Origin of the sequence: Streptomyces sp. NRRL F-5135 (assembly GCF_000719775.1) — a bacterium.
Classification (GTDB): domain Bacteria; phylum Actinomycetota; class Actinomycetes; order Streptomycetales; family Streptomycetaceae; genus Streptomyces; species Streptomyces hebeiensis.
Map to the genome: position 1 here is coordinate 215,656 of NZ_JOHR01000011.1, position 24,268 is coordinate 239,923.

Annotated in this window: 18 protein-coding genes; 8 read left to right on the forward strand and 10 right to left on the reverse strand. The window is 71.1% G+C overall.

The genetic code is table 11. The features are described from left to right. The first annotated feature begins 165 nt into the window (after positions 1-165). A complete protein-coding gene (locus IG02_RS0120960) occupies positions 166-1,920 on the forward strand; it encodes an acetyl/propionyl/methylcrotonyl-CoA carboxylase subunit alpha (protein WP_030750197.1) in 1,755 nt (584 codons plus the stop codon). 186 nt (positions 1,921-2,106) lie between these two features. Here IG02_RS0120960 and IG02_RS37910 read toward each other — a convergent pair whose 3' ends face one another. The 3 genes from IG02_RS37910 to IG02_RS0120970 are packed head-to-tail and all read right to left on the reverse strand — an operon-like array spanning position 2,107 to position 3,677. Continuing rightward, a complete protein-coding gene (locus IG02_RS37910; protein ID WP_051765403.1) occupies positions 2,107-2,631 on the reverse strand; it encodes a hypothetical protein in 525 nt (174 codons plus the stop codon). Next, positions 2,615-2,851: a DUF397 domain-containing protein gene (locus tag IG02_RS39610; protein WP_324604738.1), complete on the reverse strand. Its 237-nt coding sequence runs from the start codon at positions 2,849-2,851 to the stop codon at positions 2,615-2,617. Before IG02_RS39610 ends, IG02_RS37910 begins: the two co-directional genes overlap by 17 nt. After that, complete coding sequence (locus tag IG02_RS0120970; protein WP_030750200.1) at positions 2,784-3,677, reverse strand: helix-turn-helix domain-containing protein; 894 nt, start codon at positions 3,675-3,677, stop codon at positions 2,784-2,786. The genes IG02_RS39610 and IG02_RS0120970 overlap by 68 nt, the downstream gene beginning before the upstream one ends. A 240-nt stretch (positions 3,678-3,917) precedes the next feature. On the opposite strand from IG02_RS0120970, the gene IG02_RS36730 reads away from it, so the two are divergent. After that, positions 3,918-4,388 (forward strand): ATP-binding protein, encoded by a 471-nt coding sequence (locus IG02_RS36730; RefSeq protein ID WP_051765407.1) that lies wholly within the window; start codon positions 3,918-3,920, stop codon positions 4,386-4,388. Next, positions 4,385-4,543, forward strand: coding sequence for a hypothetical protein (locus IG02_RS41675; RefSeq protein WP_158712352.1), 159 nt, complete (start codon positions 4,385-4,387; stop codon positions 4,541-4,543). Before IG02_RS36730 ends, IG02_RS41675 begins: the two co-directional genes overlap by 4 nt. Positions 4,544-4,625: 82 nt before the next feature. Here IG02_RS41675 and IG02_RS0120985 read toward each other — a convergent pair whose 3' ends face one another. The 5 genes from IG02_RS0120985 to IG02_RS43500 form a co-directional block, all read right to left on the reverse strand. Next, the gene (locus tag IG02_RS0120985) at positions 4,626-5,168 is read right to left on the reverse strand and encodes a hypothetical protein (protein WP_030750207.1); all 543 of its coding nucleotides are present in this window, start codon (positions 5,166-5,168) and stop codon (positions 4,626-4,628) included. Between the two features lie 23 nt (positions 5,169-5,191). After that, positions 5,192-5,683, reverse strand: coding sequence for a hypothetical protein (locus tag IG02_RS0120990; protein WP_051765409.1), 492 nt, complete (start codon positions 5,681-5,683; stop codon positions 5,192-5,194). Between the two features lie 243 nt (positions 5,684-5,926). Continuing rightward, positions 5,927-6,379, reverse strand: coding sequence for a hypothetical protein (locus IG02_RS0120995; protein ID WP_158712353.1), 453 nt, complete (start codon positions 6,377-6,379; stop codon positions 5,927-5,929). 219 nt (positions 6,380-6,598) lie between these two features. Further along, positions 6,599-6,856 carry a hypothetical protein gene (locus IG02_RS0121000; protein WP_158712354.1) on the reverse strand — a complete coding sequence of 86 codons (258 nt, stop codon included), beginning with the start codon at positions 6,854-6,856 and terminating at the stop codon, positions 6,599-6,601. Next, entirely contained in the window at positions 6,853-13,398 is a 6,546-nt protein-coding gene (locus tag IG02_RS43500; protein WP_051765415.1) for an RHS repeat domain-containing protein, read from the reverse strand. Before IG02_RS43500 ends, IG02_RS0121000 begins: the two co-directional genes overlap by 4 nt. Positions 13,399-13,643: 245 nt before the next feature. Between IG02_RS43500 and IG02_RS40805 the strand changes: the two genes are divergently transcribed. After that, positions 13,644-16,802: an FG-GAP repeat domain-containing protein gene (locus IG02_RS40805; RefSeq protein ID WP_030750221.1), complete on the forward strand. Its 3,159-nt coding sequence runs from the start codon at positions 13,644-13,646 to the stop codon at positions 16,800-16,802. Between the two features lie 255 nt (positions 16,803-17,057). Then, the gene (locus IG02_RS0121015; RefSeq protein WP_030750224.1) at positions 17,058-17,606 is read left to right on the forward strand and encodes a TetR/AcrR family transcriptional regulator; all 549 of its coding nucleotides are present in this window, start codon (positions 17,058-17,060) and stop codon (positions 17,604-17,606) included. A gap of 248 nt (positions 17,607-17,854) precedes the next feature. On the opposite strand, the gene IG02_RS0121020 is transcribed toward IG02_RS0121015, so the two are convergent. Further along, complete coding sequence (locus tag IG02_RS0121020) at positions 17,855-18,889, reverse strand: DeoR/GlpR family DNA-binding transcription regulator (RefSeq protein ID WP_030750227.1); 1,035 nt, start codon at positions 18,887-18,889, stop codon at positions 17,855-17,857. A gap of 217 nt (positions 18,890-19,106) precedes the next feature. Next, a complete protein-coding gene (locus IG02_RS0121025) occupies positions 19,107-20,546 on the reverse strand; it encodes an NAD(P)H-quinone dehydrogenase (protein ID WP_030750230.1) in 1,440 nt (479 codons plus the stop codon). Positions 20,547-20,910: 364 nt separating this feature from the next. Here IG02_RS0121025 and IG02_RS0121030 point away from each other — a divergent pair, with 364 nt between their 5' ends. From IG02_RS0121030 to IG02_RS0121040, 3 genes are all read left to right on the forward strand, one after another. Next, positions 20,911-21,348 carry a gamma-glutamylcyclotransferase gene (locus IG02_RS0121030; protein WP_030750233.1) on the forward strand — a complete coding sequence of 146 codons (438 nt, stop codon included), beginning with the start codon at positions 20,911-20,913 and terminating at the stop codon, positions 21,346-21,348. 134 nt (positions 21,349-21,482) lie between these two features. Further along, positions 21,483-22,313 carry a purine-nucleoside phosphorylase gene (locus IG02_RS0121035; protein WP_030750235.1) on the forward strand — a complete coding sequence of 277 codons (831 nt, stop codon included), beginning with the start codon at positions 21,483-21,485 and terminating at the stop codon, positions 22,311-22,313. Positions 22,314-22,612: 299 nt separating this feature from the next. Continuing rightward, a complete protein-coding gene (locus IG02_RS0121040; protein WP_030750237.1) occupies positions 22,613-24,247 on the forward strand; it encodes a phospho-sugar mutase in 1,635 nt (544 codons plus the stop codon). Positions 24,248-24,268: the final 21 nt, after the last annotated feature.

Genomic DNA, 24,268 nt, shown 5'->3' on the forward strand with positions numbered 1-24,268 from the left:
ACGGGGATTCCCGGCGTACCGTGGGGTCACAAGGGATTTCCCGGCTTGGGCACGCCCAGGATCGCGCCGGATCACGCTCCGTGTGGGCAAGCTCACCAGTGGGGACTGCTCGATGGGGCGTGTCGGCAGTCCCTAAACTCAGCTCGATTCAAGGAGGGAGCCATCGTGCGCAAGGTGCTCATCGCCAACCGTGGCGAAATCGCTGTCCGCGTCGCCCGTGCCTGCCGGGATGCCGGGATCGCGAGCGTAGCCGTCTACGCCGACCCGGACCGGGACGCCCTGCACGTCCGCGCCGCAGACGAGGCGTTCGCCCTGGGCGGTGACACCCCGGCCGCCAGCTATCTGGACATGGCCAAGGTGCTCCAGGCCGCCAAGGACTCGGGGGCGGACGCGATCCACCCGGGCTACGGCTTCCTGTCCGAGAACGCCGAGTTCGCCCAGGCCGTCCTGGACGCGGGCCTGACCTGGATCGGCCCGCCGCCGCAGGCGATCCGCGACCTCGGCGACAAGGTCGCCGCGCGCCACATCGCGCAGCGCGCCGGCGCCCCGCTGGTGGCCGGCACCCCCGACCCGGTCTCGGGCGCGGCGGAGGTCGTCGCGTTCGCCGAGGAGCACGGCCTGCCGATCGCCATCAAGGCGGCCTTCGGCGGCGGCGGTCGCGGCCTGAAGGTCGCCCGTACGCTCGAAGAGGTCCCGGAGCTGTACGACTCGGCGGTGCGCGAGGCTGTCGCGGCGTTCGGCCGCGGTGAGTGCTTCGTGGAGCGCTACCTGGACAAGCCCCGGCACGTGGAGACCCAGTGCCTGGCCGACCAGCACGGCAACGTGGTCGTCGTCTCGACGCGTGACTGCTCGCTCCAGCGCCGCCACCAGAAGCTGGTCGAGGAGGCCCCGGCGCCGTTCCTGAGCGACGCGCAGAACGCCGAGCTGTACGCGGCGTCCAAGGCGATCCTCAAGGAGGCGGGCTACGTCGGCGCGGGGACGGTCGAGTTCCTCGTCGGCGCCGACGGCACGATCTCCTTCCTGGAGGTCAACACGCGTCTTCAGGTGGAGCACCCGGTCACCGAGGAGGTCACGGGCCTGGACCTGGTCCGTGAGATGTTCCGCATCGCGGACGGCGAGGAGCTGGGCTACGACGACCCGCCGGTGCGCGGGCACTCGTTCGAGTTCCGTATCAACGGCGAGGACCCGGGCCGCAACTTCCTCCCCGCGCCCGGCACGGTCACCGCCTTCGCCCCGCCGGCGGGCCCGGGCGTCCGGCTGGACGCGGGGGTCGAGTCGGGTTCGGTGATCGGCCCGGCCTGGGACTCGCTGCTGGCCAAGCTGATCGTCACGGGCGCGACGCGCGAGCAGGCGTTGCAGCGCGCGGCGCGCGCGCTGGACGAGTTCACCGTCGAGGGCATGGCGACGGCGCTGACGTTCCACCGCAAGGTCGTCACCGACCCGGCGTTCACGTCCGACCCGTTCCGGATCCACACGCGCTGGATCGAGACGGAGTTCGTCAACGACATCGCCCCCTTCGCCGCCCCCGTCGGCTCGGACGCGGACGAGGAGCCGGGCCGCGAGACGGTGGTGGTCGAGGTCGGCGGCAAGCGCCTGGAGGTGTCGCTGCCGAGCAGCCTGGGCATGTCCCTGGCCCGCACCGGCCTCGCCGCCGGCGCCAAGCCCAAGCGCCGGGCGGCCAAGAAGTCCGCCTCGGCGGCGTCCGGTGACACGCTCACCTCCCCGATGCAGGGCACGATCGTCAAGATCGCGGTGGAGGAGGGCCAGGAGGTCAAGGAGGGCGACCTGGTGGTCGTCCTGGAGGCCATGAAGATGGAACAGCCCCTGAACGCGCACCGCTCGGGCACGGTCAAGGGCCTGGCGGCGACGGTCGGCGCGTCGGTGACGTCGGGCGCGACGATCTGCGAGATCAAGGACTGACGTCCGGTCCGACGATCGCGGCTGTGCCCCGCCGGGCCCTTGGTGACCCGGCGGGGCACAGCCGCGTCCCGGCTCGGTCGTCAGCGGCGACGGGAGCGCCCGCGCATCGGCGTGCCGGGGTGGTGGCGGCCCGTCAGGGCCCGTCCGCCTCATCGGTGCGGGCGAGTTCCGCGCCGCATCGCCCCCTCACTCCTCGCCCAGGCCGCCGAACGCGTCGATGAGGGCCTCGATCCGCCGCCCGGTCATGTTGGGCTCCTCCCAGTCCCCGTCGTACCCGACGCTCACGAGCCGCTCGGCGAGAAGGTCCAGCACGGCGGAGGCTCCGTCGGCGTCGGGGGCGCCGAAGGCGGTCACGACCGTACGCTCCGGGCTCCCGGCCGGGGCGAGGTCCAGCAGGAGCCGGTACGAGTCCGGACCCGCCGGGAACCAACCCGGTGGCGGCAGTCTCCGGAGCCAGTCCTCGAAGTCCGTGCGGTCGTAGAGGTAGGTGTCCGGGTCCACCCTGCTGTCGGCCCCGCTCAGCGTGTCCAGATGACGCCAGACCCGCAGATCCGTGACCTCGGTGTCGCGCTCGGCCACCCACACCCAGGCCCAGCCGCCGGCGGACTCACGGTCCACGGTGCCGTCGGCCAGCCCGACGAGTCGGGCCCTGATGCCCTCCAGCGTCGGAACGTCACCGCTCACCGCGTACGACTCACCCGCCGAACTCACCGGAGCACACCCCCGACACAAAGCACTGCCATGCCTCGCGTGCTTGGAACCGAGTACGGCGGCCGGGCTGTTTGCTGTCCCGGACGGCGACGTGGCCATTGGCAGAAAGGGCAACTTCGACACAGTTGCCATTGGCTCCGCTGTAGCTGCTCCTACGCCATGGGACGCTGGCTATACCGGGTTCCGTTCGTCTCATCGTCCTCAAGTTCCTGTGCCACATGCCGGATCAGGGTGAGCGAGTCGTCAGGGCTCAACGCGGTCGCCCGAAGATGGTCGAACGCCACCCCGTACGCCGCGCATTCCCCTGGTTCGTCCATGTACAGCGTGCCCGTCATGTTCTCCACGCACACGATGTCCGCTTCATGCTCGCTCGGGAATCCGAAGGCTACGAACGCACCGTTGAGACCGGCGTGCGCGCCGACACGGTGCGGTAAGACCTGAACCACCACGTGCTGTTGCCTCGCGCGCTCTTCAAGGTGGTGCAGCTGCTCGCGGAGGACGGCCGCGCCCCCGACGGCCTGGCGGATCGCCGACTCACCGACGATGGTCCACAGCCGCACCGGGCTCTCACCGCCGACGGCCTTCTGGCGTTCGATCCTGATGGCGACAAGTGCCTCAATGTCCGCCGGAGGCAGGATCGCGGGGTTGGCCAGGATGGCCGCGCGCGTGTACGCCTCGGTCTGGAGCAGGCCGGGGATCATGATCGGCTCGAAGTTCCTGATCTCGCTCGCGGCAGCCTCGAGTTCGATGTACTCGGCGTACTCACGCGGCAGCGAGTCCTGGTAACGGTGCCACCAGCCGGCCTTCCGCGCCTCGCGCGAGGCCGTCAGGAAGTACCGCACCTGCGCCTCGTCGTCCATTCCGTACGCTTGCAGAAGCGCCTTGACGTCGTTGAGCGAGACTCGGACTTCGCCCGACTCTATGCGGCTCAGCTTCGGCCGCGAGAAGCCCATCTCCTCGGCGACGGCGTCAGCTTTGAGCTTCTTCGCCTCGCGGAGTTTACGCAGCTCAGCGCCAAGTCGACGGCTTCGCACCGTACTCGCCACAGCCCTTCCCCTTTCTGCGGCGCACCCACTCGCCCGTCCGCTGCGACGGGGAGAGGCGGCCCGATCTGCACAAGTGCAGATCGATCATTTGCTATTCCATCCGTTTCGGCCCTACGTTACCCCAGACAGGTAACCCTTCGCACCCGAACGGACACTCTCCGGAACGGATGCCGGGTCGTCCCATGCCCGCTCACGGCCTCGTGGCCCGAGCCGGCCGACTTCATCCACCGGGAGAGCGAGATGAAGGTCCACATCTGGCGCGGCTATCGCTTCGACGCCACCGACGAGGCCCCCGGCAAGGCCCGGAGGGCCGTCCAATTCGCCCTGCTGGCCTGGGAGTACGACCGCGACACCGCCTACACCGCCGCCCTCCTGACCTCGGAACTGGTCACCAACGCCGTACTGCACGCCCACGGCACCCTCGGCTGCCGCGTCGAATTCGGTGTGGCAGCCGACGTGTTCACCCTCGCGGTCGTCGACACCGGGCGCGGCGTCCCCGTACCCAGACAGCCCGCCGGGGACGACGAGGGCGGTCGCGGCCTCGCCCTGGTTGCCGAGTTGGCCGCCGACTACGGCTCGCGCCCGGTGGACGGCGGCAAGGCCGTCTTCTTCCGGCTGAAGGTCGCGCCGGTGATCCGCACCGTGTACGAACGGGAGTGCCGAGGCGCGTTCGCACCGACCGCGTCCCTGCTCATCGCCGACCTGACATGACGCGCACGCGGGGCCGCACGCGGGACGTCGCCCACGGCCACGCCCACGCGCGCCGACTGCGGCGCGGGGCCACGACGCTCGGGCTCACCGTCGCCTGGCTGCTGTCCGTACTGCTGTTCCTCGACGTCTGTCACCGTCAAGCGGGTGGAACGTAGCGCGTAACGCAACGCAGGACACAAGACCCGACGACCACCGCCAGTACGTCGGCGCCGAACAACGGAGAACCGTCGCAACGGCTCACGCGTCGAACGCCTCACCCCTCAGATCCTCCAGGGAGTTGACGATCAGCCCCCTCACATCGCGGCCGGACGCGGCATCCAGAGCGCGCTCCAGCACCCGCACCGCCTCGCCCCGCAGCCGCTCGTCGGCCAGACCGCACATAAGGACGAGGTCCACACAACTGGCGTCGAGATCCGTCTCAACACGCTCCCGGTAAAGCGGAAACCCGTGCACGATCTCCCGCATGCACGCCGCGTACGAGACAGGCCCCACGACGGTGGAATCGACATGCTCCTCGTAGCCGCCCGAGATCTGCGCCAGCAGGTCGAGGGCCTGCCGACGGCCGTGCTCCGTCGCGCCGGGCAGCCCGTTCACCAAGACAGCGCACACCGCCGTACAGGACTCCGACAGCCGGCCCTGTACCAGCGCGACGCCGTCGATACGCCAGTACGCCTCCTCCGCCGTCGCCCCGGTCGCGGCGGAGAGCAGATCCCGCACGGCCGCCGGCAGCCCTTCGGCGCTCCCCGCGAAACAGCGCAGAGCTGCCCAGTCGTAGTCCACGAGCCCTCCCCCGCCCGGCTGACTCACTTACCTCGTAGCCCCGCGAGGAACGCGGCGCGCCGTGCCCCGTCGGCCTCGATCCGCTCCAGGACGGCCTCCGCCGTTTCCCGACGCCGGGTCCCCAACTCGCGGTACACAAGCCACAGTCCGGCACGGGCGGCCTCCCGGCAGCGGTCCCCGAGATCCCCGTTGCCGCGCGCCACCTCGTCCTCCGCGGCCTCGCCCGCGACGATCTGGTGGATCAGCTCCAGCACCAGATCCCGCGCGTCGGCGGAGAGATCGTCCAGCAACGCCGCCAGCAGCACGGAAACCGTCGGCAGCGCGGCCGCGTACAACTGCCCCTGCACGACGACCACGTTCTCAAGCTCCCAGTACGCGCTCGCCGCCTCGTCCTCGGTCCGCGCGGCGAACAGCCGCCGCAGGGCGCCCGGGACGCCCTCCGACCGGTCTCCCAGCGTGCGGAACTCCTCCCAGGCGATCCGTGAGACCTCGATTTCGGCCAAGCTCTTGCTCACCGGATACCTCCCCATCGGCACTCGGCCGACCAGCCACCACGTGCTGGGCGCGGCAGCCCCGCCGCCCCTCCGGCCCGGGGCCGCCCCGCGGCCCGCGATCGCGACGCCTGTCACCGCCCTGTCGGGCGGAACGTAGCGCACAACGCAACACAGAACACAAGACAGGACGCAAGACCGGACGGACATCTCCGACGGGCGCTCATCTGTCCTGTCCCGGCCAGGGGCAATGAGATGGGAGTGGACTCACTCTACTCGCGCCAGCGTTGTGCGTCCGTCATGAAAGCGCTCGGTGATCAGGCTCTCTCGATCGGCATAGACCCACACGTCGCTGCTCGACGCCACCACCGCTCCAGCGTGATCTGCCAGAACATTTGACGGCATCGCGAGTGACGGCACAACGTAGTTGCCCCACATCGCCACCACCTCCGTCTCCGGATCGATGTGAGTGTTCACCCACTCGGCCAGCAGCTCCGCGACTACCACCTCCGTGTCCGCCTCGCGCCGTTCGAGGACCGACTCGTCCTGGAACTCAAGCCTTCCGCCGGTCTGCGGGTACCTGTTCAGGCTGCGTTCCTCGACGCACGCGTTCTCCGCCGCGTCGAGATAGCGCACCCGTCGCCGCTCCTTCGGCGTGAGATCGCTCAAGAGACGTGACAGCACCTCCGGGTGCGTTCCGTAATGCGCTGTGCTCATCATGGTTTTCTCCGCAGTAGCCTCAGTTGCAATGCTTCGCCCCTGGGCATCTCGCCGCGCTGACGAACACAGCCGTCATACACCCGCCGTTGAAGGCGCCCGCGCGTGTCGCACTGCGACATCCGCAGGCAGGGTCACGGCCGGCGTTCCGTCGTCGTGCGGGTATGAAGGTGGCCGGCCATCGATATCGACGGCCGGCCACCTGTTCACACGGTCATACGGTCACTGCTCCGTCGGGAGATCTCTGAGCCAGTCCTCGAAGTCCGATTGGTCGTACAGATACGTCTCCGGATCCACCTTGCTGTCAGCGCCGCTCAACGTGTCCAAGTGGTCGTGCAGCCGAAGGTCCGTGACCTCGTCGTCCCGTTCGGCAATCCACTGCCACGCCCAGCTCGCAACCTGTTCCCGGTTCATCGTCCCGTTGATCAGACCGACGAGCTTGTCCCTGACCACGTCCAGCGTGGGAATCTCGTCGCTCACCATTTTCTGATGAACTTTCCGAGCCGGTCGAACACGTAATGCACCTTCTTGCCTCCAGTGATCGACTCCTGCGGCCGGACCTGACGGATTCTCCCCTCACCGTCCAGAGTCTCCTGCCACGTGCGCTTGTTTCCGTTCGCCGGATTCCATTCCCGAACGGTGCGCCGGCCGATCATCTCACCAGGTGTGTTGGGGGGTTTGATCTCCCCGTAGTAGCGGATCCTACCGTCCTCCAGCTCACGGACACCCGCCTTGCCGTACTTCTGCGTCTGGCTGAGGTGCTCGTTGAGTCGGTCGCCTTCGGCCGACGAAGAGGGCGGGTTGGGTCCCTGCGACCGTCGCTCGATGTCCTGCTGCACCGAGTCCGCCGCCTGGTCCTTGGCCTCGGACTTGATCTCCTCACGGATCTTCGAGCCCCGGTTCTGCGCCGGCTTCTTCGCCTGGGACGGCTTCTGCCTCGGCTTCGGCTGGCTCCTGGGCTTCGCCCTCGGCTTCGGTCGTGCCGCCGCCTTGCGGGCCGCCGCACGACGCGCCGCCGCGCGCTTGGCCGCCGCACGCTGGGCGCGTGCCCTGGCCTGTGCCGCCGCTCTGCGCTGGGCGGCACGCTTCGCCGCCGCGCGCTGGGCCGCCCGCTTGGCCGCTGCTCGACGCGCCGCGGCACGCTTGGCCGCCTCGCGCCGCGCCTTGGCCGCCGCCTTCTTCCGGGCCAGCGCCAGCGCCCGCTTGCGAGCCTGGGCCGCGAGCCGCCTGGCCAGTGCCTGGGCCGCCTTGCGAGCCGCGATCTGCGCCGCGCGGCGGGCCGCCGCGCGGATCGCCGCCTGGATGGCGATCCGGGCCGCGATACCGATCAGGATCGGGAAGAACAGCCCGTCGGGGTCGGAGAACGTGGCCGGCGCGTTGTTGCTGTAGGCGTACGGGTTCATCGTGGCCGGCTGGGCGTAGTCGACCATCGGGTCGACCGAGATGAACCGGCCCGTCGCCGGGTCGTAGTCACGGGCACCGAGCCGGGTCAGCCCCGTGTCCTGGTCCACCGTGCCACCCACGAAGCCCCGATGACCGGGCCATGAGTCCGGCTGCCCACCGCGCTCGTCACCGAACGGCATCGACTTGCGCCGGGTGACCTCCATGGCGGCGCCGACCATGTCGATCACCGTGTTCGACGTGCCGTGGTGGTCGGCCAGCATCAGCTGGCGGCCACCGCCCGTGGAACGGACCGTCGTCGACCCGTCGGGGTGGCCGTAGAAGCGCTCCGCCTTGACCGAGAGCTGGTCCGCGCTGACCGTCAGCTCGGCCTCGCCCAGGTAGAGGGTCTTCGCCCCGTCCGCGCCCGTGCGGATCAGCCGCTCGCCGTCCGCGCCGTAGAGGTACGACGTGGTCTTGGTGCCGCCGCCCTCCACCGGTTCGGAGACCGACTGGAGCTGGCCCTCGATGTCCCACTTCAGCGTCTGGGTGGTGCCGTTCTGCTGACGCTTGGTGGTGTTGCCCGCCTTGTCGTACTCGAACGTGTTCAGCCGCTCCCCGCCGGGGCCGGCCGACTTCACCTCCGCGAGCGCGTTCGGGCCGCCGACACCGGACTTGCCGTACGTGTAGTCACGGGTCACGTCCTTGGCGGTGTCACCGGTGGTGTCGTGCTCGACCAGCTTCTTGCGGTTGCCCGCCTCGTCGAACTCGTACGTGTGCCAGTACGCGTCCGGCCCGCCGACGGTCTCCTTCGACGGAGCCGCCGCGCAACCGTCCGTGGCCGTCCACGCCGAGGTCATCTGACGCAGCTGGTCGTAAACGAAGCACTGCGTGTCGGTCTTGCCGTCACCCGGCGTCGCCGCTCCCGGCGTGTCCACGATCTTGGTGACATTGCCGGCCTGGTCGTACGTGTAGCCGGTGTCGGTGATCCTGGCCGGTGCCGTCGAGCGGTCGAACGTCGACTGCTTGAGCCTGCGCGTGAACTCGTCGTAGACGTAGGAGCCGTAGACCTTCCGGTTGAGCGGCCCCGCCTCGGTGCGCAGGATCTCGCCGAAGGCCGAGTACTGCACGTCGTTCAGGTACGTCGACGCGCCGCCGATGTAGATCGGCAGGTCGTCGGAGTTGTACCGGAACACCACTCGTTCCGTGGTGAGCCCGCCGAGTCCGGGAACCTGCGCCCAGGCGAGTTGTCCGGTGGGGGTGTAGTCGTAGCTGTAGGTGTACGTGCCCCCGAGGCCGGTCTCCTCGGCCGGGATCACTGTCTTGGTCGACTTGACCCGGTAGGCGTTGTCGTACTCCGTGACCTCGTCCCGGTACTCCCGGCCGTTCTCGTACCGGATCGTTGCCGTCGGCAGGGACTTGGCGAGCGTGTCGTACGTCCACTCGATCCGCTTGGGCCCGGTCTCGCTGCCCTCGCGGAGCGTGGTGGGCCGGCCGCCCGCGTCGAACGTGGTGACCAGCGTGTTGCCGCGCGGGTCCGTCGTGGACACCATGTTGTCGGTCTTGTCGTACCCGAAGGTGGCGGTGCCGCCGTCCGGGTCCGTGATCGACTTCTGCCTGCCCCGGCTGTCGTACTCGAACGTCGTCACCGCGCCGCCGGGACCGGTGATCTTCTTGATCTGGTCCAGGGCGTCGTACTCGTAGAGCGTGTCCCGCCAGGCGCTGCGGTCCTCCTTCGTGTACTCGCGGAGCTTCTCCGTCCGGCCCTCGGCGTCCTCGAAGGTCGCCGTGACCGTGTCGCCCTTCGGGGGAATGCTGGTGGTGACGTCGCCGTCCCGCTCGGTGGTGCTGCGGACCTGCTCGTTCCCCTTGTGGTAGCTGATCTCCGCGTTGGGCTGGCCGAGACCGTCGAAGACGGTGCGGGTCTGGGCCGGTACCTCGTTGTCCCCGACCTGGAGCAGCTTCGGCTCCGGCTCGGCGCTGTTGAAGTAGCCGTCGTTGGTCTTCCACTCCCGGCCGGCCGAGTCGTAGAAGGTGTCGTTGACGATCCTGCCGCCGCCCGCGACCGCCGCGTCCTGCGTCTGCCGCTCGCGCAGCAGGCCGTCCAGGAGCTCGTAGGAGACCGCGTACTCGCCGTTGTCCTTCAGCGAGCGGTTCGTGACGACCGTCGGGCCGTCGCGGCGGACGGTGTAGTCGTACGTCGCGTTCGGCGTCTGGGTCTTCTGGTCACGGTCGATCTCCCACACCTTCAGGAGCCGGCCCAGCGGGTCGTACTCCATCGCCGACCGCTTGCCGTTCGTGTCCGTCTCCGCGAGCGGCAGGCCGCGCAGCGGGTCGAACTCGGTCGTCTCGGTGAAGCCCAGCGGGTCGGTGGAGACCGTCTTGACCGGCGGCGCGATCGTCGCCGGCGTGTTGACGACGGACGTCTTGCGGTTCTCGGCGTCCCAGGTCGCGCTCTCGCGGCCGTGGATGTCGTACTCGGTTTTGTCGATCGTCAGGTAGCCGGTGCCGTTCTCGTCCAGCTCCTGCACCTCGGTGGGCAGGCCCTTGGTGGGCGCGGCGCCGAACGCCTTGCCGTCGTAGAGGGTGCGGGTGTCCTCGATGACCTCGCCGGTGGTGCTGCCGCAGGCGCCCAGGCGGGTCACCTCGCGGGACTCCGACTCCATCAGATACGCGCTCTCGTTGCGGACGTACGTCGTCGTGGCGCACTTGCGAGTGCCGCCCGGCGTCGTCTCGTCCACCTCGTACGGCATGCCGTACTCGTCGTACTTGGTGGTCTCGGTCGAGGTGCGCCAGGTCTCGCCCTTGACGCGCTCCCGGGTCCGTACGGTCGCGGGCCGGGTCATCCACGCCTCCAGCGGCGTGGTCCCGGTGCGCGGACGCGTGGCGGTCTTGACCGACCAGGGGGTGGTCACGACCGTCGAGTCGATCTGCCCGCCGTCGGACTCGTAGGTGATCTGCTCGCGCAGCTGGCCCTGGTACTGCGGCAGGTCGTCGTACGTGCCGCCCTCGGAGTCCTCGATCCGGGCCGTACGGGTGCCCGAGGGCAGCTTGTCGCCGTGCATGCCGCGGAAGTAGCGGTGCTCGGAGAGCTGCTTGACGTCGTCGCCCGCGCCGAGGCGGGTGCGGACCCGCTCGTAGCCCCGGTACTGGGACCAGGTGCGGTGCTTGTTCTCGGTGAACTCGCTGTCGTCGTACGCCCAGGCGACCCCGTCGAGGTACTCGTAGCTGGTGACCTTGGCCGGGCTGTCGGTGACGAGGTCCTCCTCGCGGACCTGCTCCACGACGTACTTGTGGAACCAGTCCTTCACCGGGTTCAGCGCGCCCTTGGGCGTCCAGTACTGCGGGAAGCAGCGCATCGTGTTCGACTCGGGCGAGGCCGGCATCTTCACCGGGGCCAGCGCCGAGCACTCGCGCTGCGAGTACGTGATGGCGATCCGGCCGCCGGTCTCGGTGTCGATGGCGTGGATCCGCTTGCGGGAGAAGGGCGGCAGGCCCTCGACCTTGTCGACGCGGTTGTCCATCTCGACGCCCGCGAAGGTGACCTTCGGCATGGCGGCCGTGGCGCCCGCGGCGTCGTAACCGGTGCGGGTGATCGACTCCAGCCAGAGGGCCGGGGAGGTGCCGTCACCGGTCTTCGGGTACGACTGCTCCAGCGCCCAGGAGTCGACGGTCTTCAGCGCGGTGCCGGAGAGCACCTGGGTGGTGATCTTCGTCAGCCGCTTGGTGGACCAGAAGGTCGGGGAGTACTTGTCGGTGCACTTCTCGCCGGACTTGCACTCCTGGTCCAGCGGGACGTCCGGCCAGTACTTGGCGTTGTTCTCCTTGGTCCGATTGGAGACGGCGCAGTCGAAGGTGTCCCCGGCGGCCGGTATGCAGCGCTCGGCGGTGTCGAAGACGACCCGGCCCGCGGGCTGCGCGGTGAACAGGGTGTCCGAGCGCTGGCCGTAGTCGATCCGGCCGAGGTAGCCGGCGCGGGTGTAGGCGATCTGCTGGTCGGCCTTCATGTTCTGGCCGTAGTAGTTGGTCTCCTTGTTCCACCACAGCGACATGGCGTCGCCCAGCGGGTCCACGACGTAGTCGAGGTTCCAGCGGTACGCCTGCGCGCAGTCGGAGTCCATGAACGCTGTGGCGTGGCAGGGCTCGCCGGGGTGGTTGCCGAACACCGGGACGGTCAGTGCCGAGTTGGTCCGCTTGTCGGCGGGGGCGCCCGGCAGCTTGTTCAGCCCGAAGTGGTACTTCGTACCGTCGGTGGTGGTCAGGATCCAGTACTCGCCGTCCTTGGCGCCGTTCTCGGCGCCGGAGGCGTGCTCCAGGCGGGAGCCGTCGTCGTCGGCCGGACGCCAGGTCTCCTTGCCGTCCTTGACCTCCTTGACCAGCTCGGTGGAGTTGCCGCCGAGCGACATCACGACGTGGTCGGAGCCCCAGCACAGGTCACCGCTGTCGCCGGTGTTGTTGGGCGCCTTGTCGTCGACCTTGCCCTTGTCGTCGGAACAGGAGCGGAAGCGGCGCTCGATGAAGCCGGGCTCGTAGTCCCAGCCCTCGGCGATCCAGGACGACTGCGCGTTCGTGGACGCGGTACGGCCGTCCACGGCCTGCGAGGAGTACGACAGCTCGACCTCGGGCTGCGGTCCGCCGGGGACCTCGGCCGCCTCGATCGGGTACGTCCAGGAGAAGCCGCCGGACGAACTGCCCGCCATCCAGGAGCCGGAGGGGGAGAGCGAGGTGGCCTCGTGGCTGCCGCCGGGGCCGGAGGCGTCCGCGACGGCGGCGAGGACGACGGGGGCGGCGGAGGCGCCGGACGCGCCGGACGCCGCCTTGGCCTGCGCCGGTGCGGTCAGGTCCACGGTCGCCGAGACGGTCTCGCCAGTCGCGTCGTTGGTGCTGGGCAGTGCCGTACGGGTACGGCAGCGCTCCAGCTCGGGAGTGGTCAGCGCGCAGCCGGGCAGCTGGACCAGGCGGAGCCGGGAGCCCCAGTCGCCGCCGTAGAGGTGCTTGAACGAGGCGTAGTCCAGGGCCAGTTCGACGGCTCCGGAGGCGGCGCGCTCGGCGGACTCGCCGGCCGGGGCGGCGGTGAGGACGATGCCGTCGACACCGGCCTTACGGGCGGTGGCGGCGTCCTTCATCGCGACGCGCGCGGCGGTGCCGGGGGCCGCGGGCGCGGCGGACGCGTCGGGGGCGGCGCCGCGCGTGCTGGCCGAGGACTGGGCCTTGGAAGACGGCGTGGGACGCAGGGTCACCGGGGCGGTGGTGAGACCGCTCGCCGGGGTCTCACCCAGCCCGGAACCGGAACCTGAACCGGAGCCAAAACCGAGGCCGGTGCCGGTGTCGGAGCCGAGGCCCGCGTCGGAGCCCGCACCGAGGCCCTTGCCGACGGGCTTCCGTCCGGACTGCTCCGCGGACTTCCCGTCGCCGGCGCCGGCCACCTGGACCAGGTACTCGCCGACCGGGACCTTCGCCCGGTCCGGCCGCCAGTCCTGGGCGGCGTCGTCCTTGACCCGCGGGCGGTCCGGCGTGAACTCGCGGCCGGAGACGGACTTGTCCCGCTTCAACTCGGCCAGCCGCACCTTGCCGGATCCGGCCGCTGCCGGGTCCGCCGGTATGAAGTTGATGAAAAACGCCATGAAGACCACGAATGACACGGATCTATGCCAGTGGCCCAAATAGCGCAACTGCCTCAACAGTTGCTGCACAGCTCTCCCCCATCTTAAGCATCTGAACGATGTGATCGCGCAGACGCTAAGCGTCAACAAATGTGAGAATCAAGTAAGAAGTTGGCCAACCTTCGACACCCGAGTTGCGAAAAGACAGCAAAGGGTTGGCATGTGCGACGTGTACTGTTCGGCCGAACTCGCCCAAGAGCCGAAAGGAACCGGGGGACTCACCCATGCCAGAGATGTTCAGGAGGAGACGGGGAGCGGCGAGACGCTCCGCGTGCACCACGATCACCGCACTTGTCGTCAGCGGCGCGCTCGCCCTGACGCCGACGGCCGTCGCCGCACCGGGCGCCGCGCCCGCCGCGGCACCCGAGAAGGCATCCAACTCACCTGCCACTCCCGCGACTTCGGAGGCCGACGCGCTCGCGCGGGCCCAGCGCAGCGGTGAGCCGGTCGAGGTCGTGTCGGCCCGTACGGAGACCAGCGAGGTCTACGCGCAGCCGGGCGGAACGCTCAAGCTGACCCAGCACACCATGCCGGTCCGGGTGAAGAGGGAAGGGGCCTGGAAGGCGATCGACACCACCCTCGCCCCGGCCCAGGACCGGATCGCGCCCAAGGCCGCCGCGGGCCACGTGACCTTCTCCGCGGGCGGTTCCGAACCCCTCGTCGTACTCCGGGACCAGGGCCGCACCCTGTCGCTGACCTGGCCGAACGCCCTGCCCGCCCCGGTGCTGGAGGGGGCGACCGCCACCTACCGCGAGGTGCTGCCGGGGGTCGACCTGGCGCTCAAGGCCGATGTGGATGGTTTCAGCCAAGCTTTGATCGTCAAGACGGCCGAAGCAGCCAACAATCCTGAGCTGGAAACGATCGATTTCGGTCTCTCGTCGGACGGTCTGGATCTGCGCAAGGACCCGGAGAGCGGCTCCCTGAAGGCGGTCAACCCGGCCGGGCAGACCGTCTTCGCCACCTCGTCGGCACGGATGTGGGACTCCACGACCGCGCCGGAGTCGGCACCGCCGGCACTGGCACCCACGGCAGCCGGTCCGAAGACGGCGGCGAAGACGGCCGCCGAATCGTCCGCGACCGCCCCTGACACCGCCACCGCCCCCGACACCGCCGGCGGCGGCCTCACCCCCGGCGCGAACAGCGCGAGCGTCGGCGTCACCGTCCTGGACGGCACCCTCCGCCTCGAACCGGACCAGCAGCTGCTCGACGCCCCGACCACGACCTACCCGGTCTACATCGACCCTCGCTTCACCGGCCAGCGCCAGGCGTGGACGATCGCGTACAAGCCCCACCCGAACGACAGTTACTGGAACGGCACGGGCTGGGACGGCAAGACCACCAACGAGGCGCGCGTCGGCTACGAGAGCTCGTCCGGCGGCACGGCCCGGTCGTTCTTCCGCATCGACTCCAAGGCGCTGGCCGGGGTCAAGGTGATCGACGCGCAGTTCCAGATCACCGAGACGCACTCCTGGTCCTGCACCCCCAAGCCGGTCGAGTTGTGGCAGACCGGCGCGATCAGCTCCGCGACGACCTGGAACAAGCAGCCGTCCTGGGCCGACCGCCAGGACACCCGCAACTACGCGCACGGCAACGAGGGCGTCGGCTGCCCGGACAAGGCCGTCGACTTCAACGCCAAGAGCGCCGCGGTCAACGCCGCCGCCAAGAACTGGCCCAGCATCACCTTCGGCCTGCGCGCCCCGCAGAGCGCGGAGGACAACAAGGACACGTACAGCTGGAAGAAGTTCAAGCCGGACGCCAAGCTGATCGTCGAGTACAACCGGCTGCCGAAGAACCCGTGGGCGCTGGACACCATCCCCAGCACGAAGTCGCCCCTCAACGACTGCGGCAACAACGGCTCGTACGTGACCGTCGGCAACACGGACGTCACGCTGACCGCCCAGGTCTGGGACCCGGACGGCGGCGACGTCAACGTCCAGTTCCACCTGTGGGCGACCGGCAAGCACGACGGTGACCCCGGGGTCTTCTTCGACAAGAAGGTCAAGGTGGCCGTGAAGGCCTCCGACTCCAAGGGCGCGCGGGCCTCGGTCGTCGTACCGAAGACGCTCCTCAACCAGTACAAGGGCCTGAGCAGCGGCCAGTTCTCCTGGAAGGCCCAGGCGGAGGACCCGAACGACGCCTCCTTCGCCTCCGACTGGACCCCGACCCTCGGTGCGCCCGGCTGCCGCTTCGCCTTCGACCCGACGGCCCCGGCCGTGTCGCCGACGGTCGCCTCGGCGGAGTACCCGGAGGACACCGACGGCGCCCTGGCCCGCACGGAGGGGACCTTCACCATCGGGTCCGGCGGCGTCGCGGACGTCACCGAGTACCGGTGGAGCCTGGACCGCACCCCCGCGAACATCGTGGTCAAGCCGGCCGCGCCCGGCGGCGGCGTGAGCATCAAGGTCACGCCGCTCTCCCCCGGCCCGCACACGGTGTACGTGCAGAGCGTGGACGCGGGGAAGAACACGAGCCCGACGTACCCGTACAAGTTCTACGCGGCGAGCCCCGGCGTGCGGGACGAGCCCGGTGACGTGAACGGCGACGGCGCGCCCGACTTCTACGCCGTCGACGGCACGAACAACCTGCGGCTGTACTCCGGTACGGACACCAAGGGCAACGTGGCCGCCGCCTCCTTCCTGTCCACGAACGGGGCCTGGGAGGGCGCGCTGCTCACCCACCGGGGCGACTGGACCGAGGACGGGTACGAGGACCTGGTCGCCCGCCGGAACGACGGCAAGCTGTGGCTGTTCCCGAACGACGGCCTGGGCCAGGTCTCGGAGGACACCCGGCAGCAGGTGTACGTCTTCCCTGACGAGGACACCGGCGCCGTCACCGACACCGCCGCGATCAAGCAGATCGTGTCGGTGGGCGACCTGACGCCCGACACCGAGCAGTACAACCCGGACTTCGTCGCGGTCATCGGCGACCAGCTGTGGTTCCTGCCCGGCTACTCGGGCGGCACCGTCGAGTCCGGCTACCCGATCGGCAACAGCGGCTGGGGTGCCATGACCCTGGTCTCCCCGGGCGATGTGGACGGGGACGGACTCGTCGACCTGATGGCCCGTCATACCGACGGCACGCTGTACGTCTACCACGGCACGGCACGGGACGTGGACGCCGACGGCGTTCCGGACGGCGGTACGGACCCGGCCGCCTTCGGCGCCCCGATCAACCGCACCGTCCACGCCACCGGCTGGACCCCGGCCGCCCGGCCGCTGATCACCGCTCCGGGCGACGTGGACGGCGACGGCATCGCGGACCTGTGGACGACGACGGCCAACACCACGGCCGGGCTGGAGTTCGTCCCGGGTCGCAAGGACGGCGTGGGCACGCCGTCGGCCGTGGGCACGAGTGGCTGGCAGGCCATCAAGGCCATTTCCTGACCGCCTTCAGGTCAACTGCTGACCGCCTTCCGGTCAGCAGTTGACCGTTGGCTGATCGCCTCCTGAAAAGGAGCCGCCGGGTTCGGACAGGTGTCCGAACCCGGCGGCATGTCGGGGTCCGGCGGTGGCATCCTGGTGCGCCACGGACAGGAAGGACCGACCGCCATGGCGAGGAGTACGGCACCGCCCCCGACCCAGCCCCCGACGCAGCTCCCGGCCCGGCCCACGGCAACGGCCGCCGCGCCGCCCCGGCCCATGCGTGCCGACGCGCGCCGCAACTACGACCGGCTGCTCACCGAGGCCCGGGCCACCTTCGCCGAACACGGCGCGGACGCCTCCCTCGAAGACGTGGCACGCCGCGCCGGAGTCGGCATCGGCACGCTCTACCGCCACTTCCCCAACCGGCACGCCCTGCTCAGCGCGGTCTTCCAGGAGGCCCTGACCGCCCTGCTGGAGCGCTCGCGCGAACTGGCCGCCTCCGACGACCGGCCCTGCGGCGCCCTCGTGGCCTGGCTGCGCGCCCTGATCGCCCACGCCGGCGAGTACCGGGGCCTCTCCCGCGCGCTCATGGCCGCCTCGCACGACGAGAGTTCGGCCCTGTCCCGGTGCAACATCCCCCTGCGCGGCGCGGGCGAGCGCCTGCTGGTCCGCGCCCAGGAGACCGGTCAGGTACGGGCCGAGGTGTCCATCGACGACCTGATGCAGCTGACGAACGCGATCGCCCTGGCGGCGGAAGGCGCCCCGGACGACCCGGAGCTGGCGGACCGGCTGCTGAGACTGACGCTGACGGGGCTCAAGCCCTGAGCGAGCGCCGGGACAGGACCGCCTCCACGGCGCTTCGGCCGACGGTTTCACCGGCGCTGTCAACCGGCGCCGAACGTACGCGGCCGACAGCCCGGCCGGGATGACGGTCGGGACCGAACTCGGCGCGGCCGGCCGAACTGTTCATCGAGAGCGGGCCGACGCGCCTCTTCGAGCCGGGCGCGGCTGGAGCGGGCCCCGCGCGGGCAGGGCCACGCCGATCGCCCGCGCCGCACCCCTCCGGCCGGCCGCTATCGCCGCCGTATGTCCGCCACCCGCGCCCGCTCGCCGGGCTCCTGCGCCGACGGGCCCGATGTGCTCCGGAGCCCGGCCCCGGGGCCGCCCGCCGGGCCGCCCGGGTGCGTGCGGCGCTGGCCCGGCAGGGGGAGGTCGCGGCGGGGCTGCCGGCCGGACAGGCCGCCGCCCTCGGCGCCCGGGCCGCCGACCGTACCGGACCCGCCCGGGCCGCCGGACAGGCCGGACGTACCGGCTCCGCCCAGCCCGCCCCCGATCCCCGCGCCACCGGAGCCGGCCGCGCCGCCGGCCCCCGCCACGGCGATCTGCACGCCCTGGTCCGCGAGCGCCTGGAGCTCGGTCCCGGCACGGTCGTCGTGCGCGGGCGGTTCGTCGGTCACCAGGCGGCTGATCAGCTCGGTCGGCACGGTCTGGAACATCGTGTCCGTACCGAGCTTCGTGTGGTCGGCGAGCACCACGACCTCCGCCGCCGCCTGCACCAGCGCCCGGTCGACACTGGCGGAGAGCATGTTGGACGTGGAGAGGCCGCGCTCCGCGGTCAGCCCGCTCCCGCTCAGGAACGCGCGCGTGACCCGCAGGCCCTGGAGGGACTGCTCCGCGCCGCTGCCGACCAACGCGTAGTTCGAGCCGCGTAACGTCCCTCCCGTCATGACGACTTCCACCCGGTTGGCGTGGGCCAGCGCCTGGGCGACCAGCAGGGAGTTGGTGACGACGGTCAGCCCGGGGATCCGCGCGAGCCGGCGGGCCAGCTCCTGCGTGGTCGTACCGGCGCCGACCACCACGGCCTCGCCCTCTTCGACGAGGCCGGCGGCGAGATCGGCGATGGCCGTCTTCTCCGCCGTTGCGAGATGGGACTTTTGCGGGAAGCCGGACTCTCGCGTGAATCCACCCGGCAACACCGCACCGCCGTGCCGGCGGTCGAGGAGTCCTTCTGCCTCGAGAGCCCGCACGTCCCGCCGTACGGTCACTTCGGAGGTCTGGACGACACGGGCGAGCTCACGGAGCGACACGGCTCCGTTCGCGCGCACCATTTCGAGGATCAATTGACGACGTTCTGCAGCGAACACGAAACTGACAGTAACGCCAACGACCATCCGCTTTCAGCAGTTTGCGCCGAAAAACAGAAGTTGCGCACAGACGGGCACGCTCAGTGGTATAAGGGGCGTTCCGACGGTCAACCGGCCCAAACGGCGGCTCCGCCGCCCGGACAGAACCGGGCGTAACCGCGCAGACGCGGGCATCGCGGAATCAGCTCTCGTCGCCCGTCTTCCGCGTGTGCAGCTGCCGCGCGACCTCCGCGATCGAACCCGACAGCGACGGGTACACCGTGAACGCCTTCGCGATCTGCTCCACGGTCAGGTTGTTGTCGACCGCGAGCGAGATCGGGTGGATCAGCTCGCTCGCGCGGGGGGCGACGACCACGCCGCCGACCACTATCCCGGTCCCCGGGCGGGCGAAGATCTTGACGAAGCCGTCCCGGATCCCCTGCATCTTGGCGCGCGGGTTGCGCAGCAGCGGCAGCTTGACGGCCCGGGCGTCGATCCGGCCCGCGTCGATGTCCGCCTGGCTGTGGCCGACGGTGGCGATCTCGGGGTCGGTGAAGACGTTCGCCGAGACGGTCTTGAGGTTGAGCGGCGTCACCGCGTCGCCCAGGAAGTGGTACATCGCGATCCGGCCCTGCATCGCCGCGACCGACGCGAGGGCGAAGACGCCGGTGACGTCACCGGCCGCGTACACACCGGGCGCGGAGGTGCGGGAGACCCGGTCCGTCTTGATGTGGCCGGACTCCTTGAGCAGGACGCCGGCCTCCTCCAGGCCCATGCCCGCCGTGTTGGGTATGGCGCCGACGGCCATCAGGCAGTGCGTACCGGAGATGGTCCGGCCGTCGGAGAGGGTGACCTCGACCCGGTCGCCGACGCGCTTGGCGGACTCGGCGCGGGAGCGGGACATCACGTTCATGCCGCGCCGCCGGAAGACGTCCTCCAGGACGCCCGCGGCGTCCGGGTCCTCGCCCGGCAGCACGCGGTCGCGCGAGGAGACGAGGGTGACGCGCGAGCCCAGCGCCTGGTAGGCGCCCGCGAACTCGGCACCGGTGACGCCGGAACCGACCACGATCAGCTCCTCCGGCAGCTCGTCGAGGTCGTACACCTGCGTCCAGTTCAGGATCCGCTCGCCGTCCGGCAGCGCGTCGGGGATCTCGCGCGGATGGCCGCCGGTCGCGATCAGCACGGCGTCGGCGGTCAGCGTCTCCTCGCTGCCGTCCGCCGCCGTCACGACCACCTGGCGGGAACCGTCCACGCCCTGCCGGCCCTGGAGCCGCCCGCGCCCGCGCAGCACGCGCGCGCCGGCCCGGGTGACCGAGGCCGTGATGTCGTGGGACTGGGCCAGCGCGAGGCGCTTCACCCGCCGGTTGACCTTGCCCAGGTCGACCCCGACGACGCGGGCCGACCGCGCCAGCGGGGGCGTGTCGTCGGCGACGATGATGCCCAGCTCCTCGTACGAGGAGTCGAAGGTGGTCATCACCTCGGCCGTCGCGATGAGGGTCTTGGACGGTACGCAGTCGGTGAGCACCGAGGCCCCGCCGAGGCCGTCGCAGTCGACGACGGTCACCTCCGCGCCGAGCTGGGCGCCCACCAGGGCCGCCTCGTAGCCGCCGGGTCCGCCGCCGATGATCACGATCCGGGTCACGAAAAAGTCCGCCTCGCGTTGTCGACCCGGCCCGTCTGCCGCCCCGGCCGGGGTTCCGGGGGAGGAACCCCCGGGGGATGCAGTACGCACTCCATTGTCCCGCACGCTTCACGCGGCCTCCCGCCGGGGCCCGCCATCCGGGAATCGACGAGGCCGGAGCCTTTCGGACCCCGGCCGGGGTTCCGCCCGCCCCGGTCCGGCCGCTCCCGCACGCCCCCTGCCACGGCCCCGCGGGCCGCGCCTGCCGCGACGCCCCTGCCGCGACGCCGGCCCCGTCGCCGCCGGTGCCGCGCCCGGCCCTGCCACCACACCGCACCGGCCGGTGCACCGGCGACCACGCCCGTACCTCCCGTACTCTCGACCCATGTCGCTCTACGCCGCGTACGCCGGCAACCTCGACGCGCGGCTGATGACCCGCCGCGCCCCGCATTCCCCGCTGCGCGGCACGGGCTGGCTCAACGGCTGGCGGCTGACCTTCGGCGGCGAGCAGATGGGCTGGGAGGGAGCGCTGGCCACGATCGTGGAGGCCCCGCGCTCCCAGGTCTTCGTCGCGCTGTACGACCTGGCGCCGATGGACGAGGACTCCATGGACCGCTGGGAGGGCGTGGGCCTCGACATCTACCGGCGGATGCGGGTACGGGTGCACACGCTGGACGGCGAGGAGCCGGCCTGGCTGTACGTCCTGAACGGGTACGAGGGCGGGCTGCCGTCGGCGCGCTACCTGGGCGAGATCGCGGACGCGGCGGAGTCGGCGGGCGCGCCGCACGACTACGTGATGGAGCTGCGCAAGCGCCCCTGCTGAGGGCGGGGGGCGCGCGAGGCGCACAAGGCGGCGGGCGCGCGACGCGCCCAAGGACGGTAACGATCCGCAGATCATCGGAAGATCACGCCGGAAGCATCTACGCGCGTAGGGCATGACCGGCTACCCTCGTCCGCGTGAACGCATCTGTTATTCCGGCCGACGCCGACGGCCCCGCCTCCCCGCACGCCACCGCCGACGCCGCCGCCGAGCGCCTCAGACAGCTCACCGGCGCCGCGACGCACGACATCGCCCTGGTGATGGGTTCCGGCTGGGCACCGGCCGTCGACGCGCTCGGGACGCCGGAGGCGGAGATCCCGGTCACCGAGCTGCCCGGGTTCCCGCCGCCCGCCGTGGCGGGGCACGGCGGCACGATCCGCTCGTACCGGATCGCCGAGCGGCGCGCGCTGGTCTTCCTCGGCCGTACGCACTACTACGAGGGCCACGGCGTCGCGGCCGTCGCGCACGGGGTCCGTACCGCCGTCTCGGCCGGCTGCAAGACCGTCGTCCTGACCAACGGCTGCGGCGGCCTGCGCGAGGGCATGCGCCCCGGCCAGCCCGTACTGATCAGCGACCACATCAACCTCACCGCGGTCTCGCCGATCACCGGCGCCAACTTCGTGGACCTGACGGACCTCTACTCGCCCCGGCTGCGCGCGCTCTGCAAGGAGATCGACCCGAGCCTGGAGGAGGGCGTGTACGTCCAGTTCCCCGGCCCGCACTACGAGACGCCCGCGGAGATCAACATGGTCCGGGTCATGGGCGGCGACCTGGTCGGCATGTCCACGGTCCTGGAGGCGATCGCGGCCCGCGAGGCGGGCGCCGAGGTGCTCGGCATCTCGCTGGTGACCAACCTGGCGGCCGGCCTGACGGGCGAACCCCTCAACCACGAGGAGGTCCTCCAGGCGGGCCGGGACTCGGCGACACGGATGGGCGAGCTGCTGGGGCGGGTGCTGCACCGGATCTGAGGATCCGGGGAACGGGGCACCCGAGGGTCGACACGGGGTCGGAGGACTCCGGACGACGGCGATCACGACGACAGCGATCGCGACGGCGGCGAGAGCCACGACGAGGAGGTACGTCCACCGTGCAGCAGGACGACAGGATCGAGCGGGACCGGCGGGCACCGCGGGACGCGCACACGACTCGGGACGCACAGGACCCGAAGCCCGCGGGGGTCTCCCCCGGGACGCCCGTGGCTCCCGAGGCCCCCGAGGCAGGCGACAGCCGGAACCGCGCCCCGGAGGACCGCGAGGCACAGGGCCTCATGGACCGCGCCGCGGCCTGGCTGGCCGAGGACCCGGACGACGACACCCGCGAGGAACTGGCCCGGCTCATCGAGGCGCGTGACCTCGACGCGCTGGGCGAGCGGTTCGCCGGCACGCTCCAGTTCGGCACCGCCGGGCTGCGCGGGGAGCTCGGCGCCGGCCCCATGCGCATGAACCGCGCGGTCGTCATCCGGGCCGCGGCCGGCCTCGCCGCGTACCTCGGGAAGCGGGGCGAGGGCGACGGCCTGGTCGTCATCGGCTACGACGCCCGCTACAAGTCGGCCGACTTCGCGCGCGACACGGCGGCCGTGATGACGGGGGCGGGCCTGCGCGCGGCCGTGCTGCCGGGCCCGCTGCCCACCCCGGTCCTGGCGTTCGCCGTACGGCACCTGAACGCCGTGGCCGGCGTGGAGGTCACCGCCAGCCACAACCCGCCCCGGGACAACGGCTACAAGGTCTACCTCGGCGGCGGCACCCAGATCGTGCCGCCGGCGGACGGCGAGATCGCGGCCGAGATCGACGCGGTGGGCGCGCTGGCCGGCGTGGCCCGCCCGGAGAGCGGCTGGCAGACCCTCGGGGACGAGGTCCTGGCGGCGTACCTGGAGCGTACGGACGCGGTCCTGACGCCGGGCACGCCCCGTACCGCGCGCGTCGTGTACACGGCGATGCACGGCGTCGGCACGGACACCCTCCTCGCGGCCTTCGCACGGGCCGGTTTCCCCGCGCCCGCGCTGGTCGCCGAGCAGGCCGAGCCGGATCCGGCCTTCCCGACGGTCGCGTTCCCCAACCCGGAGGAGCCGGGCGCGATGGACCTGGCCTTCGCCACGGCCCGGCGCGTACGGCCCGACCTGGTCATCGCCAACGACCCGGACGCCGACCGCTGTGCCGTGGCCGTCCCCGACGAGGCGGCCGAGGGCGGCTGGCGGATGCTGCGCGGCGACGAGGTCGGCGCGCTGCTCGCCGCGCACCTGGTGCACAAGGGCGCGACGGGCACGTTCGCCGAGTCGATCGTCTCGTCGTCGCTGCTCGGCCGGATCGCGGCGGCGGCGGGCGTCCGGCACGAGGAGACGCTGACCGGCTTCAAGTGGATCGCCCGCGCGCCGGGCCTGCGGTACGGCTACGAGGAGGCGCTCGGCTACTGCGTCGACCCCGACGGCGTCCGCGACAAGGACGGCATCACCGCCGCGCTGCTGGTCGCCGAGCTGGCCTCGGAGCTGGCCGCCAAGGACCGCACGCTCACCGACCTCCTCGACGACCTGGCCGTCACCCACGGCCTGCACGCCACGGACCAGCTCTCGGTCCGCGTCCAGGACCTGTCCCTGATCGCGGCGGCGATGCGGCGCCTGCGCGAGACACCGCCGCGCGCCCTGGCCGGGCTGGACGTCGTCTCCGCCGAAGACCTCACCGAGGGCCCCGGCGGCCTGCCGCCCACGGACGGCCTGCGCTACCACCTGGAGGGCGCGTACCGGGCCCGCGTCATCGTCCGCCCCAGCGGCACCGAGCCGAAGCTCAAGTGCTACCTGGAGGTGGTGGTCCCGGTCGAGGACGCGCCGGCCCTCCCGTCGGCCCGGACGACGGGTACGGAGCTGCTCGCGGCGCTGAAGAAGGACCTGGCGACGGCCGCCGGCATCTGACGCGGCCCTGTTCGGCCACGC